This window comes from Phenylobacterium sp., from assembly GCF_013911965.1.
In the GTDB taxonomy this organism is placed as follows: Bacteria; Pseudomonadota; Alphaproteobacteria; order Caulobacterales; family Caulobacteraceae; genus Phenylobacterium.
This window is the reverse complement of record NZ_JACESE010000002.1, coordinates 59,221-71,666: the sequence shown is the minus strand read 5'-3', so window position 1 is coordinate 71,666 and position 12,446 is coordinate 59,221. Positions and strand designations below refer to the sequence as shown.

Sequence of the window (12,446 nt, the reverse complement as noted above, 5' to 3'; positions counted from 1 at the left end):
ACTGACGGAAGCATGCAACAACTGTCCAACTTCAAATGGCCGAGGGCGGGCAATGGCCGAGTTTGTCTTCTCAAGAGGGTATTCGGAGGCGTTGGCGCGGCAGAACCCGCCACCACGGCTCTACAAATATCGAAGCCTTGAGGGTACCGCTGGGGACTACACTAAGGCCATTATCCTCCGGTCAGAGGTGTATTTTGCCAAACCGGACGAACTGAACGACCCTTACGATTGCCGGCCGCACAACACTATTGAGTCTTCCGCGGCCGAACGTAGGGCATTCTGGACCTGGGTGACCAAGGGACGCGAACCCAACTTGTCCCGCGCGGCGCGTCGAGCCCGCGTTGCGGCGATCAGCATTGAGATGAGGAAGCGGATCCAGCAGGAGGGCTTCGATGGCGTGGCCCAAGCCGCGTACGACCACAACTTGCGGGACACGGGCGTGTTGTCTCTCAGCGCCGAGCCCGCTTCCAACCTGATGTGGTCTCACTACGGCGATGCCCACCGCGGCGTCTGCATAGAGTTCGATTTTGAAGCCTTGAAGCCGCTGTGTCCCTTGCCGGTCGTCTATTCGCCTGAACGAGCGAGCTACAACATGGTGAGGGACGTCACTGCCCTTGAGGAACTGGCTTTTCTGAGAAAGTCCTCGGAATGGGACTATGAGCAGGAGTGGCGGGCAGTGGGAATGTGGTGGTCCGGCCCGTTTCGCTTACCTGCGGAGGCCGTTCGCGGTGTAATCCTCGGAGCGCGAGTATCGGCAGACGATCGACAACGCGTCCAAGAGTGGGTGGCGGCGTCAGGTCGACCACTTGAGATGAGGCTGGCGCGGTTCCAGTCCAAGAGCTACGCTGTGACCTTCGAGGCAGTCTAAGCCGGCCCAGCGGCGGCCCGCGCCGCACGATCGCCGCCCCCTTCGCTGCCAACCTAACCGCCGGCGCGGGGCTCTTCGACCGCAGCCATCGCCTCGGCGAGCTTCTCAATGGAGTCGCGATACTCAGCCGCCATTTCAGTGAGGAAATTAGACTTTTCTGGGTCACCCTCGGCCCAGGCCATGCGCTTGGCGCGCCACTCGGCCATAGGAATCATGTCGAAACCAGAATCCGCGAGCCGGCTCCGATGGAACCCCCTCAGCTGCGTTTCGAAGTAAGCGCTGTTGCGCGACGCCTGCAGCCGGGTCTGCCCCCCCTGGCGCAGGACATGGCGGATGTGCCGCTTGCCCGCAGCACTCATCTCCAAGATCGTTAGGCCTGCAAAGTGATCGAAGTCAGTGTAGACCTTTGGGCCGTCGGGACTCCAGGACGTGGACGGCTGTGGGTAGAAGAGCCCGTCAGGCATCTCAAAGAACACAATCGGCTTGATGAAGAAATAATCGGGTGACGAGCGAATCTCCACTTCGAAGTAGATCACGTGTGAATCGATCCAGGAGACGGTCAGAGCCTGCACCTGAGTATCATCGATGATGATGCCATTGGGGCCTTTGATCGCATCCAGAATGGCTTTGGCGTAGTTGTCGACGTCGGCTGTATCAGAGCTCTCGAGGACCGTCTGCACGTCGAGGTACAGGGTGATTGTGACCCGCACCTCCCCCCAGAAGGCGAACTTGTTGGTCAACTCGGCGCGGATCGCGTCCTGGAACGAGCGACGAATGGCGCCACCGGTTCCCCGATGGGGTACGGGCGCGAAATCGAACCTTTGGCTCCACCCGCCGAACATCGGATTGATGCCCGCCTTGGCTCCGGCCGCTTCGATCTCGAACGCCTCATCTCCATGGAATTCCCGCTGACTGATCAACGTGTTCATATCCTTGCGCAGGGCGAACCAAAGACTATTAGTCTGCCCGAAAGCTGACGTCCCGAAAGTTCCTACGGGCGGGAAGCGGATATTCCCGACGCCACCATCCCCCCTTCCCCAACGTCACGCTTCCTCTCCGTCGCGGCGGTCTCATACAATTGTTTCATGAGCGAACCAGAAGCGACTCCCCGCCGGCCCGAAGGGGGCCGGATGCGTGCGCCGGGGACACGGGCCGTCAAGCCGCGCGATGCGGCCACGATCATCCTCGTGCGGCGTGACGCCAAGAAGCCCCAGGTCCTGATGGGCCGGCGCAACAGCGGCCACGACTTCATGCCCAACCTGTGGGTCTTTCCCGGCGGGCGCATCGACCGGGCCGACTTCCGCGCGCCCTACGCCACCGACCTGCGGCCCGAGGTGGAGGCCAAGTTCGACCGCCACCTGAAGCCCGGCCGCGGGCGGGCCCTGGCGCTGGCCGCCATCCGCGAGACCTGGGAGGAGGCCGGCCTGCTGCTGGCCAAGGCCGCGCCCGCGCGGCCCGGCGTCGGCCCCTGGCGGGAGTTCCTGGCCCAGGGCGCCCTGCCCGACCTGGACGCCGTGGAGATCATCGCCCGCGCCGTCACCCCGCCCATGCTGGCCAAGCGGTTCGACACCTGGTTCCTGATGGCCGACGCCGAGCGGCTGATCAGCCTGGACCGCCAGCCCGACTGCGGCGAGCTGGAGGAGATCGCCTGGGTCGATTTCGACGAGGCGCTGGGCCTGCAGCTGCCCATGGTGACGCGCACCATGATCGAGGAGGCGGTCCGGCGGCTGGAAGATCCGGAACGCCCCTCCCCCTTCATGCGCTTCGGCGTGAAGGGCCATAAGATGGCGCATCTCTAGCCGCCCTCAGCCCACCGGAGCCGCCATGTCAGAACGCCCCAAGGTCGCCGTCATCGTCGGCAGCCTGCGCAAGGACTCCGCCAATCGCAGGCTGGCCCAGGCCATCGCCCTGATGGCCGCCCCGCGGCTCGACCTGCAGATCGTCGGCATCGAGGCCGTGCCGCTCTACAACCAGGACCTGGAGGCGGATTTCCCGCAGGGCGTCGCCGACTTCAAGGCGGCGGTGGCGGGCGCCGATGCGGTGCTGTTCGTCACGCCGGAGTACAATCGCGGCGTGCCCGGCGTGCTGAAGAACGCCATCGACTGGGGCACGCGGCCGGCCGGCCAGTCGGTCTGGCGCGGCAAGCCCGCGGCCGTCGTCGGCGCCAGCCCCGGCCCGCTGGGCACGGCGGCGGCCCAGGTGGAGCTGCGCAATGTGCTGCTCTCCATCGACATGGCCGTCATGGGGGCGCCGCAACTCTATTTCATCCATCGGGACGAGCACTTCTCGCCGGAGGGCGAGGTCGCCGACCCGAAGTTCCGCCAGATCATCGGCGCGTGGGTGGAGAAGTTCGCCGCCTGGATCGCCCGCATCAACGCCTGAGGTCGCCCATGGCCCTGTCCGTCGACCGCATCGAAGCCGCCGGTCCCCGCCAGATGGTCGGGCCGCGCCACCAGAACCGGCTGGTGATCGCGCCGCGCGAGCACGCGCCCTACTGCCCCTTCCTGTTCCTGGCCGAGGACTGGTTCGCCCCGCCGGCCGGCTTCCCCACCCATCCGCACCGCGGCATGGAGACGGTGACCTTCGTACTCGAAGGCCAGATGATCCACGAGGACCACACCGGCGCCCACGGCGAGCTGGAGGCCGGCGACATCCAGTTCATGACCGCCGGCGGCGGGGTGCTGCATTCGGAGATGCCGGGGCCGCAGGGCGTCCACTCCCTTCAGCTGTGGCTCAACCTGCCGGCGGCCAAGAAGATGAGCCCGGCCCGCTACAGCGACCAGCGGGCGGCCGATGCGGCGCTCGTCTCCGGCGAGGGTTTCGAGGTCCGCCTCTATGCCGGCCGCTTCGGCGCGGCCGAGCGGGCGCACGGCAGCCTCTGGCCGCTGGCCCTGATGGATCTGCGCCTGGAGGCCGGCGCGCGGCTGGAGTTGCCGCTCGCCAACGGCTGGCGCGGCTTCCTGCTGGTGCTGGAGGGCGAGGCCGAGGTCGGCGCGGGCGGCGCCGTCGTCAAGGCCGACCAGCACGCCTGGGCGCACGCGCAAGACGCCGACGACGTGCTGCCGCTCACCGCCCGCGCCCCCTTGCGCGCCCTCTTCTACGCCGCGCCGGTGATCGACGAGCCCGTGGTCGCCCACGGCCCCTTCGTGATGAACACGGTCGACGAGATCCGCCAGGCGTTTTCGGACTACCAGACGGGCCGGCTGACGCAGGCGCGCTAAGTCCCGGCCCTGCATTGACTTTGGTCTGCGGATTCGTATTGTCCGCGGCTCTTTACGAACGACCGCCGGCGCAAGCGCGCTTGCCCGGCCCCGCGAGGACCGACTATGGCGAAGCCCGCTTCCATCAAGATCCGCCTGAACTCCTCGGCGGACACCGGCTTTTTCTACGTGACGAAGAAGAACGCCCGCACCAAGACCGAAAAGCTGGTCATGAAGAAGTACGACCCGATCGTGCGCAAGCACGTCGAGTTCCGCGAAGGCAAGATCAAGTAGGATCGCCTCGCACACGCGAGATTTAAAAAGGCCCGGCTGGATCAGCCGGGCCTTTTGCGTTGGCTTACGGCCCCCGACGGGACCGACCGAGCAGGGTCAGGACGAGCCCGACGGCGGTCACGGCGAACATGACGCCGATGATGAAGGTCAGTCTCTGCTCACGCGCGGAAGCCTCCACGGCTTCGCGGAGGCCGCTGAGATGGCCGAAGAAGGACATCCAGAACATGGCGCAGGCGAAGGCCCATCCGGCGGCGAGAACGCGCTCGCCACGCCGGCGTAACGCGAGCGCCCCGCCCACAATCAATAGGCCTGCGGCGACATAGTCTACGACCCAGAATGGCCACCATTGCCAGTCCGGCCAGTTTCGGAGCACCTCGAGCACCGCGCCCAACACCCCGAATCCGATCGCCAGCCATGCCGAGATCAGGATCATCATCGCCGCCTCCCCAGGTAGTTTCCTTAGGGGGACGCTACCTGGTGAAGCATAGCTTGGCTATGCGCCTCAGGCCGCCCGGGCGATGACCTTGTTGCGGCCGGACTGCTTGGCCTCATAGAGCCCCTCGTCGGCGCGCTTGAGGAGGGCGTCGGGCGTGTCCTCCGGCCCCTGGGTCGCCGCGACGCCGACGGAGATGGTGGCCGTCAGCAGTTCGCTCCCCTGGGCCACGCGGAAGGGCGAGCCGGCCACGTGGAGACGGATGCGCTCGGCGATCCGCTCGGCGTCCTCCAGCCTGGTGCCCGGCATGACCACGACGAACTCCTCCCCGCCATAGCGGCAAGGCAGGTCCACCGCCCGGACGTTGGAGGCCAGGCGCACCGCAAACTCGCGCAGCACCTCGTCGCCGACGTCGTGGCCGTAGCCGTCATTGATCTTCTTGAAGTGATCGATGTCGATCAGCAGGGCCGCGACCGGATCACCGCCATGGGCGGCGCGCTTCACCAGCGCTTCGAGCTGGCCGGTCATGTAGCGGCGGTTGTGCAGGCCGGTCAGCTGGTCGGTGACGGCCAGCTCCAGCGAATGATCCAGATTGTCCCGCAGATAGTCGGTGTAGCGCTTGCGGCGGATCTGGGTCCGGGCGCGGGCCGACAGCTCCTGCGGATCGATCGGCTTGGCCAGCAGGTCGTTGACCCCGATCTCCAGCGCCTTCATCAGGCGCGGCCGCTCGTCGAAATCCACGATGGCCAGGATCGGCAGGTGGCGGGTGGCCTCGTCGGAGCGGAGCTGGGCCGAGAAGCGCAGGCCGTCGAAGCTCCGCGCCGTGGCGTTGACGATGACCAGGTCCACCGGGCCGCGGGCGGTCAGCAGGGCCTTGTCCGGTTCGGTTTCGATGACCGGGCGGTGCTCGATGGACAGCTCCGAGGCGATCCGCTGGGCCTGGCGCTCGTGATCGTCGACGATCAGAACACGCCCGCCCGTGCCGCCCAGGCGCGAACTGGCGCCGGCGATGACGCCGATCCGCCGGCCCGAGGCCTCGCGCACGCGCAGTTCGTCGATGACGGCCTTCAGGCGGGTCAGGCTGCGCACCCGGGCGAACAGCATGACGTCGTCGATGGGCTTGGTCAGAAATTCGTCGGCGCCGGCTTCCAGCCCCGCGATGCGGTCGGACCGGCCGTCGAGCGCGGTGACCAGCACCACCGGCACATGGCGCGTTTCCGGATCGTCCTTCAGCCGGCGACAGACCTGGAAGCCGTCCATGCCCGGCATCATGACGTCCAGCAAGACGATGTCCGGCTTCTCGGAGGCCGCAATGGCGAGCGCCGTGGGCCCGTCCGACGCGGTCAGCACCTCGTAGTACTCGGCCGTCAGCTTCGCCTCGAGAAGGCGGACATTGGCCTCGATGTCGTCCACCACCAGGATGCGTGCGGACATGGCGCTACCCCAGGAGCCGTCGGATGGTGTCGAGGAAGTGCGACACCGAGATGGGCTTGGAAATATAGGCCTCGCAGCCGCCCTCGCGAATACGCTCCTCGTCGCCCTTCATGGCGAAGGCCGTGACGGCGACGACGGGGATGCCCGCCAGTTCGTCGTCCTCCTTCAGCCACTTGGTGACTTCCAGGCCGGAGATCTCGGGCAGCTGGATATCCATCAGAATGAGGTCGGGACGGTGCTCGCGGGCGAGAGACAGGGCTTGCAGACCCTCGCGGGTCTGCAGGGTCTCGTACCCTTGCGCGTCGAGCAGATCATGAAAAAGCTTCATGTTCAGCTCGTTATCCTCGACGATGAGGACCTTCTTGGCCATGCCCGTCTCGACGATGCTCTTATTCGGAACGGCGATTCCCCCGCCGGCCCCACCTTCGATACAAGTGATCCCACGGATATCCTTAAACTGGCGTTAGCCGCACGAGAGAGCCAGTGGTCGCCACGCCGCAGCCAGAACAGATGAAGACCGACACCGTCGCCGCCGTCCGCCGCGAGCCGGCCGAGCCCGTGCGCGCACCCGACCTGGAAGCGCTGGGCCTGGCCCTGGACCGGCCGCTGGTGATCGTGGACGTGGACGAGGTGCTCGGCCTCTTCATGGAGGGCTTCGGACGCTTCCTGGAGGGGCGCGGGCTCGAGCTGCGGGTCGACCGCTTCGCCCTTTTCCAGAACATCTTCCGTCCCGGCGAGGACGAGCACCTCGCCCTGGAGGAAGGCCGCGCTCACTATGAGGACTTCTTCCGCTACGGCTGCGGCGAGATGGCCGTGACCGAGGGGGCGGTCGAAGCGCTCCGTCAGATCGCCCAGGACGCCGGCGTGGTGATCCTGACCAATGCGCCGGGTCAGGCGCGGCTGGCCCGCGCCCGCTGGCTCGGCCGTCACGGCCTCGACTATCCGCTTATCCTGAACACCGGGCCGAAGGGTCCGCTGGCCGGGGCCATGGCCGCCCAGGTGCGCGGTCCGGCCGCCTTCGTGGACGACCTGCTGCCGAACCTCGACTCCGTCGCCGAGACGGCGCCGCACGTGGCGCGCTTCCAGCACGTGGCCGACCCCCGGCTTCGTCCGCTGGCCCCCGCCGCGCCCGAACGGCACACCCGCATCGACGACTGGGACGCCCTGCGCGTGGCCATCGCCGACGCCATCGCCTGAACCGCCGCCGCATGATGCGCATCGGCGTCGACTATGGCGGCACCAAGATCGAGGCCGCGGCCCTGGACGCCGAGGGGCGCTTCCTGGCGCGCGTGCGGGCGCCCAATCCTCGCGGCTATGAGAGCTCGATCGAATCCATCGCCCGCCTGGTGGCGCAGGCCGAGGCCGAGGCGGGCGGCCGGGCCCCGCGGGTGGGGATCGGGATTCCGGGCTCGGTCTCGCCCCGCACGGGGCTGATCCGCAACGCCAACTCCACCTGGCTGAACGGAAAGACGTTCGGCGCGGACCTGGAGGCGCGGCTCGGCCGGCCGGTGCGCCTGGCCAACGACGCCAACTGCCTGGCCGTGTCGGAGGCGACCGACGGCGCCGGCGCGGGCGAAGCGGTCGTCTTCGCCGCCATCCTGGGCACGGGCTGCGGCGCCGGCCTGGCGGTCGACGGGCGGCCCGTGGCGGGACGGAACGGCGTGGCCGGCGAGTGGGGGCACATGCCCCTCCCCTGGGCCTCTGCGCAGGAGCACCCCGGTCCCGCCTGCTGGTGCGGCCGCCGCGGCTGTCTGGAGCAGTGGGTGTCCGGCCCCGCCTTCGAGCGCGATCATGGGGAAGGCCTTTCGGCGGCGGCGATCGTCGATCGCGCCCGCGCGGGAGACGCCGCCGCGACGGCCGCCCTGGACCGCTATGTCGACCGTCTGGCCCGCGCCCTCGCCGTGGTGGTGGACATCATCGATCCGGACATCATCGTCCTGGGCGGCGGCATGTCGAACGTAAGCGAGCTCTACGCCCGGCTGCCCGCGGCCATTTCGCCCCATGTCTTCGGCGACGGGATCGACACGCCGGTGCGGCCGGCGCGGCACGGAGATTCCTCCGGCGTCCGCGGCGCGGCCTGGCTGTGGCCGTCCGAACAGCCATGAACGCCCTCTGCCGCGACTGCCTCTGGAGCGGGCCGGCGCCCGCCGCCCGGCGCTGCCCGGCCTGCGGCTCGCCGCGGATGGTCGCGCACGCCGAACTCTTCGACCTGGCCATGGCGCACATGGACTGCGACGCCTTCTACGCCTCGGTGGAGAAGCGCGACCGGCCCGAACTGCGCGACCGGCCGGTCATCGTCGGCGGCGGCAAGCGCGGCGTCGTCACCACCTGCTGCTACATGGCCCGCGTCTACGGCGTGCGCTCGGCCATGCCGATGTTCAAGGCGCTGAAGGCCTGTCCGCAGGCCGTGGTCATCAAGCCGGACTTCACCAAGTATCGGGCCGAGAGCCGGCGGATCATGGCCATGATGGCCGACCTGACCCCGCTCGTTCAGCCCCTGTCGCTGGACGAGGCCTGGATGGACCTCTCCGGGACCCAGCGTCTGCACGGCGCGCCGCCGGCCCTGACGCTCGCCCGCCTGCAGGCGCGGATCGAGTCGGAGACGGGCCTGACCGTCTCCATCGGCCTCGCGCCCAACAAGTTCCTGGCCAAGATCGCCTCGGACCTGGACAAGCCCCGCGGCTTTTCGGTGATCGGCGCGGCCGAAGCGCAGGCCTTTCTCGCGCCCCGGCCGGTCGGCATCCTGCCGGGCGTGGGGCCGGCCATGGTCCGCAGCCTCGACGACGCGGGTTTCCGGCTGGTCGGCGATCTGGCGCGGGCCGAGCCGAAGGACCTCGCGCGCCGCTTCGGGGCCCATGGGCTTCGCCTGCACGACCTGGCCCATGGCCGCGACAGCCGCGCGGTCGATCCCGATCAGGCGCGCAAGGGAATCAGCGCCGAAACGACCTTCGACGACGACTATTCCGACTATGGCGTGCTGGAGGACCGTCTGGCGCCCCTGTGCGAGAAGGTCGCACGCCAGGCCCGTGCGGGCGGCGTGGCCGGCCGCGTGGTGACGCTGAAGCTGAAGACCGCCGACTTCAGGATTCTCACCCGCCGCCGCGCCCTGCCGGCCGCGACCCAGACGGCTCGGACCCTCTTTTCGGTGGGCCGCGAACTCCTGAAGAAGGAGACCGACGGCCGGCGCTACCGACTGATCGGCATCGGCCTGGCCGAGCTTTCGCCCCTGGAATCGCTGGAGGCGGACTTCTTCGGCAATGACGAGAGCCGCGCCCTGGCCGAGGAGAAGACGGCCGATTCGATCCGCGCCCGCTTCGGTCCGCAGGCGATCACCTCAGCCCGCGCCCTGCGCAGCCGGCGGCCCGTTCAAGATTGAGTGAAGACGGAAAGCCCTGTAGGGCGGGCGACAAAAAGATGGGCGACCTTCGCGTGGGGACCTCGCGCGACGATTTCAACCCTTCCAAACGCGACCACTTTCCATATCTAATCCCCCAGAGGCGGGTCACCACGCCCGCCAGGAGACGTTTTCGATGGCCGAGCGCAAGCAAGGTGATGTGTCGACGGGCGTCAAATCGGCGGTCATCACCCAGACCAAGCCGAAGACGCAGAAGCCGTCCATGTACCGGGTCCTGCTGCTGAACGACGACTACACGCCGATGGAGTTCGTCGTCTACGTTCTGGAGCAGTTCTTCAACAAGTCGCGCGAAGACGCGACACGCATCATGCTGCACGTTCACCAGCACGGCGTGGGGGTGTGCGGCGTGTTCACCTACGAGGTGGCGGAAACGAAAGTCGCGCAGGTCGTTGATACCGCCAGGCGGCATCAACACCCGCTTCAATGCACCATGGAAAAGGATTGAGAGGCCAAGATTGCCCTCGTTTTCGCGCCAACTCGAAGAATCCCTGCATCGCGCCGTCGCTTACGCCAATGAGCGAAAGCACGAGTATGCGACGCTGGAACACCTCCTATTGGCGCTGGTTGACGACGAGGAAGCCGCCGCGGTGATGCGCGCGTGCGACGTGGACCTGGGCGCCCTTCGGGCGACCCTCACGAGTTATGTGGACAACGAGCTCCGCTCGCTGGTGGTCGACGACGGCGAGGACGCCAAGCCCACCGCGGGCTTCCAACGCGTGATCCAGCGCGCGGTCATCCACGTCCAGTCTTCCGGACGTGAGGATGTCACCGGAGCCAACGTGCTCGTGGCCATCTTCTCCGAACGGGAGAGCCACGCCGCCTACTTCCTGCAAGAGCAGGACATGACCCGCTACGACGCGGTCAACTACATCGCCCATGGCATCGCCAAGAAGGCCGGCGCCAGCGTGGAAGGCAAGCCGGTGAAGGGCGCCGAGGACGAGGAGAAGGCGGCGGTGAAGACCGGCGGCGAAGCCCTCGAGGCCTACTGCGTCAACCTCAACGAGAAGGCCAAGGAAGGTAAGGTCGATCCCCTGATCGGCCGTGCGCTCGAAGTCGAACGCGCCATCCAGATCCTGTGCCGCCGGACCAAGAACAACCCGCTGCTGGTGGGCGACCCCGGCGTGGGCAAGACGGCCATCGCCGAAGGCCTGGCGCGCAAGATCGTCAACAAGCAGGTCCCCGACGTTCTCGCCGGGGCGACCATCTTCTCGCTCGACATGGGCGCGCTGCTGGCCGGCACCCGCTATCGCGGCGACTTCGAGGAACGCGTCAAGCAGGTGGTCAAGGAGCTGGAGAACCACCCCGACGCCATCCTGTTCATCGACGAGATCCACACGGTGATCGGCGCCGGCGCCACCAGCGGCGGGGCCATGGACGCCTCCAACCTGCTGAAGCCCGCCCTGGCCTCGGGCGCCCTGCGCTGCATGGGCTCGACGACCTACAAGGAGTTCCGCCAGCACTTCGAGAAGGACCGGGCGCTCGTCCGGCGCTTCCAGAAGATCGATGTGAACGAGCCGACGATCGACGACACGATCAAGATCCTCAAGGGCCTCAAGACCTACTACGAGGAGTTCCACAAGCTCCGCTACACCAACGACGCGCTCAAATCGGCGGTGGAGCTGTCGGCCAAGTACATCACCGACCGCAAGCTGCCCGACAAGGCCATCGACATCATCGACGAGGCCGGGGCCAGCCAGATGCTGCTGCCGGAGAGCAAACGGAAGAAGACCATCGGCGTGAAGGAGATCGAGGCCGTCGTGGCCAAGATCGCCCGCATCCCGCCGAAGTCGGTCTCCAAGTCCGACACCGAGGCGCTGAAGCAGCTGGAGGCCGACCTGAAGCGGGCGGTCTATGGCCAGGACGAGGCGATCGAGCAGCTCTCGGCGGCCATGAAGATGGCCCGGGCCGGTCTGCGCGATCCGAACAAGCCGATCGGCTGCTACCTCTTCTCGGGGCCCACCGGCACCGGCAAGACCGAGACCGCGCGTCAGCTCGCCTCGACGCTCGGCATCGAACTCCTGCGCTTCGACATGTCGGAGTACATGGAGCGGCACACGGTCAGCCGCCTGATCGGGGCGCCTCCCGGCTATGTCGGCTTCGACCAGGGCGGTCTGCTGACCGATGCGGTCGACCAGCATCCGCACGCGGTCGTCCTGCTCGACGAGATCGAGAAGGCGCACCCGGACGTCTACAACATCCTGCTCCAGGTCATGGACCACGGCGTCCTGACCGACGCCAACGGCAAGAAGATCGACTTCCGCAACGTGGTCCTGATCATGACCACCAACGCCGGCGCCTCCGACGCCCAGCGGAACTCGATCGGCTTCGGCCGCGGCAAGGCGGAGGATGAGGTGGACGAGGCGCTGAAGCGGCTGTTCACGCCGGAATTCCGCAACCGTCTGGACGCCACCGTCCAGTTCCGTCCGCTGACCGCCGACATCATCCGGCAGGTGGTGCAGAAGTTCGTCATGCAGCTGGAAGCCCAGCTGGCGGACCGTCACGTCACCATCGAGACCTCGGACGAGGCGGCGGGCTGGCTCGCCGACAACGGCTTCGACGAACTCTATGGCGCCCGGCCGCTGGCCCGGGTCATCCAGGAGAACATCAAGAAGCCGCTGGCCGACGAGATCCTGTTCGGACGCCTCACCAAGGGCGGCCACGTCCGCGTGGTGCTCAAGGACGGCAAGCTGGACTTCGAGATCGAGGGCGAAGGGCGCGAGCCCGGCGCGCCGCGGATCGAGGACCCGTCCAAGGACGCCGCCGCCGAACTGGCCGACTAGAGCCGGCCGTCACGTCAACGAA

14 protein-coding genes are annotated in these 12,446 nt (G+C 67.5%); 10 read left to right on the top strand and 4 right to left on the bottom strand.

What is annotated here, in order from left to right; genetic code table 11:
• The first annotated feature begins 52 nt into the window (after nt 1-52).
• Entirely contained in the window at nt 53-868 is an 816-nt protein-coding gene (locus H2041_RS02175; protein ID WP_293408958.1) for a DUF2971 domain-containing protein, read from the top strand.
• A gap of 53 nt (nt 869-921) precedes the next feature.
• On the opposite strand, the gene H2041_RS02170 is transcribed toward H2041_RS02175, so the two are convergent.
• Nucleotides 922-1,797 carry a RusA family crossover junction endodeoxyribonuclease gene (locus H2041_RS02170; RefSeq protein WP_293408956.1) on the bottom strand — a complete coding sequence of 292 codons (876 nt, stop codon included), beginning with the start codon at nt 1,795-1,797 and terminating at the stop codon, nt 922-924.
• A gap of 156 nt (nt 1,798-1,953) precedes the next feature.
• Between H2041_RS02170 and H2041_RS02165 the strand changes: the two genes are divergently transcribed.
• The 4 genes from H2041_RS02165 to rpmG all read left to right on the top strand — a co-directional run bounded on the left by H2041_RS02165 (nt 1,954) and on the right by rpmG (nt 4,362).
• On the top strand, nt 1,954-2,667 hold the full coding sequence (locus H2041_RS02165) for an NUDIX domain-containing protein (protein ID WP_293408954.1): 714 nt from the start codon (nt 1,954-1,956) through the stop codon (nt 2,665-2,667).
• Between the two features lie 25 nt (nt 2,668-2,692).
• Nucleotides 2,693-3,250, top strand: coding sequence for an NADPH-dependent FMN reductase (locus tag H2041_RS02160; protein ID WP_293408952.1), 558 nt, complete (start codon nt 2,693-2,695; stop codon nt 3,248-3,250).
• Between the two features lie 8 nt (nt 3,251-3,258).
• Nucleotides 3,259-4,089, top strand: a complete 831-nt coding sequence (locus H2041_RS02155; RefSeq protein WP_293408950.1) for a pirin family protein — start codon at nt 3,259-3,261, stop codon at nt 4,087-4,089.
• Nucleotides 4,090-4,194: 105 nt separating this feature from the next.
• Nucleotides 4,195-4,362, top strand: a complete 168-nt coding sequence (rpmG, locus tag H2041_RS02150) for a 50S ribosomal protein L33 (protein WP_293408948.1) — start codon at nt 4,195-4,197, stop codon at nt 4,360-4,362.
• Between the two features lie 64 nt (nt 4,363-4,426).
• On the opposite strand, the gene H2041_RS02145 is transcribed toward rpmG, so the two are convergent.
• The 3 genes from H2041_RS02145 to H2041_RS02135 form a co-directional block, all read right to left on the bottom strand.
• Nucleotides 4,427-4,798: a hypothetical protein gene (locus tag H2041_RS02145; RefSeq protein ID WP_293408946.1), complete on the bottom strand. Its 372-nt coding sequence runs from the start codon at nt 4,796-4,798 to the stop codon at nt 4,427-4,429.
• Nucleotides 4,799-4,864: 66 nt separating this feature from the next.
• Nucleotides 4,865-6,229, bottom strand: a complete 1,365-nt coding sequence (locus tag H2041_RS02140; RefSeq protein WP_293408944.1) for a PleD family two-component system response regulator — start codon at nt 6,227-6,229, stop codon at nt 4,865-4,867.
• 4 nt (nt 6,230-6,233) lie between these two features.
• The gene (locus H2041_RS02135) at nt 6,234-6,599 is read right to left on the bottom strand and encodes a response regulator (protein WP_293408942.1); all 366 of its coding nucleotides are present in this window, start codon (nt 6,597-6,599) and stop codon (nt 6,234-6,236) included.
• A 140-nt stretch (nt 6,600-6,739) separates the two neighbouring features.
• Here H2041_RS02135 and H2041_RS02130 point away from each other — a divergent pair, with 140 nt between their 5' ends.
• From H2041_RS02130 to clpA, 5 genes are all read left to right on the top strand, one after another.
• Nucleotides 6,740-7,426 carry a hypothetical protein gene (locus tag H2041_RS02130; protein WP_293408940.1) on the top strand — a complete coding sequence of 229 codons (687 nt, stop codon included), beginning with the start codon at nt 6,740-6,742 and terminating at the stop codon, nt 7,424-7,426.
• An 11-nt stretch (nt 7,427-7,437) separates the two neighbouring features.
• On the top strand, nt 7,438-8,334 hold the full coding sequence (locus H2041_RS02125) for an ROK family protein (RefSeq protein WP_293408938.1): 897 nt from the start codon (nt 7,438-7,440) through the stop codon (nt 8,332-8,334).
• Nucleotides 8,331-9,605 carry a DNA polymerase IV gene (locus H2041_RS02120; RefSeq protein ID WP_293408936.1) on the top strand — a complete coding sequence of 425 codons (1,275 nt, stop codon included), beginning with the start codon at nt 8,331-8,333 and terminating at the stop codon, nt 9,603-9,605. The genes H2041_RS02125 and H2041_RS02120 overlap by 4 nt, the downstream gene beginning before the upstream one ends.
• A gap of 154 nt (nt 9,606-9,759) precedes the next feature.
• Nucleotides 9,760-10,089, top strand: coding sequence for an ATP-dependent Clp protease adapter ClpS (gene clpS, locus H2041_RS02115; protein WP_293408934.1), 330 nt, complete (start codon nt 9,760-9,762; stop codon nt 10,087-10,089).
• A gap of 10 nt (nt 10,090-10,099) precedes the next feature.
• Nucleotides 10,100-12,424 (top strand): ATP-dependent Clp protease ATP-binding subunit ClpA, encoded by a 2,325-nt coding sequence (gene clpA / locus H2041_RS02110; protein ID WP_293408932.1) that lies wholly within the window; start codon nt 10,100-10,102, stop codon nt 12,422-12,424.
• Nucleotides 12,425-12,446 lie beyond the last annotated feature (22 nt).

Excerpts from the sequence above, each read along its gene's own strand:
- H2041_RS02175 (WP_293408958.1), top strand. The coding sequence starts at position 53 with ATGGCCGAGTTTGTCTTCTCAAGAGGGTATTCGGAGGCGTTGGCGCGG.
- H2041_RS02170 (WP_293408956.1), bottom strand. The coding sequence starts at position 1,797 with ATGAACACGTTGATCAGTCAGCGGGAATTCCATGGAGATGAGGCGTTC.
- H2041_RS02165 (WP_293408954.1), top strand. The coding sequence starts at position 1,954 with ATGAGCGAACCAGAAGCGACTCCCCGCCGGCCCGAAGGGGGCCGGATG.
- H2041_RS02160 (WP_293408952.1), top strand. The coding sequence starts at position 2,693 with ATGTCAGAACGCCCCAAGGTCGCCGTCATCGTCGGCAGCCTGCGCAAG.
- H2041_RS02155 (WP_293408950.1), top strand. The coding sequence starts at position 3,259 with ATGGCCCTGTCCGTCGACCGCATCGAAGCCGCCGGTCCCCGCCAGATG.
- rpmG (WP_293408948.1), top strand. The coding sequence starts at position 4,195 with ATGGCGAAGCCCGCTTCCATCAAGATCCGCCTGAACTCCTCGGCGGAC.
- H2041_RS02145 (WP_293408946.1), bottom strand. The coding sequence starts at position 4,798 with ATGATGATCCTGATCTCGGCATGGCTGGCGATCGGATTCGGGGTGTTG.
- H2041_RS02140 (WP_293408944.1), bottom strand. The coding sequence starts at position 6,229 with ATGTCCGCACGCATCCTGGTGGTGGACGACATCGAGGCCAATGTCCGC.
- H2041_RS02135 (WP_293408942.1), bottom strand. The coding sequence starts at position 6,599 with ATGGCCAAGAAGGTCCTCATCGTCGAGGATAACGAGCTGAACATGAAG.
- H2041_RS02130 (WP_293408940.1), top strand. The coding sequence starts at position 6,740 with ATGAAGACCGACACCGTCGCCGCCGTCCGCCGCGAGCCGGCCGAGCCC.
- H2041_RS02125 (WP_293408938.1), top strand. The coding sequence starts at position 7,438 with ATGATGCGCATCGGCGTCGACTATGGCGGCACCAAGATCGAGGCCGCG.
- H2041_RS02120 (WP_293408936.1), top strand. The coding sequence starts at position 8,331 with ATGAACGCCCTCTGCCGCGACTGCCTCTGGAGCGGGCCGGCGCCCGCC.
- clpS (WP_293408934.1), top strand. The coding sequence starts at position 9,760 with ATGGCCGAGCGCAAGCAAGGTGATGTGTCGACGGGCGTCAAATCGGCG.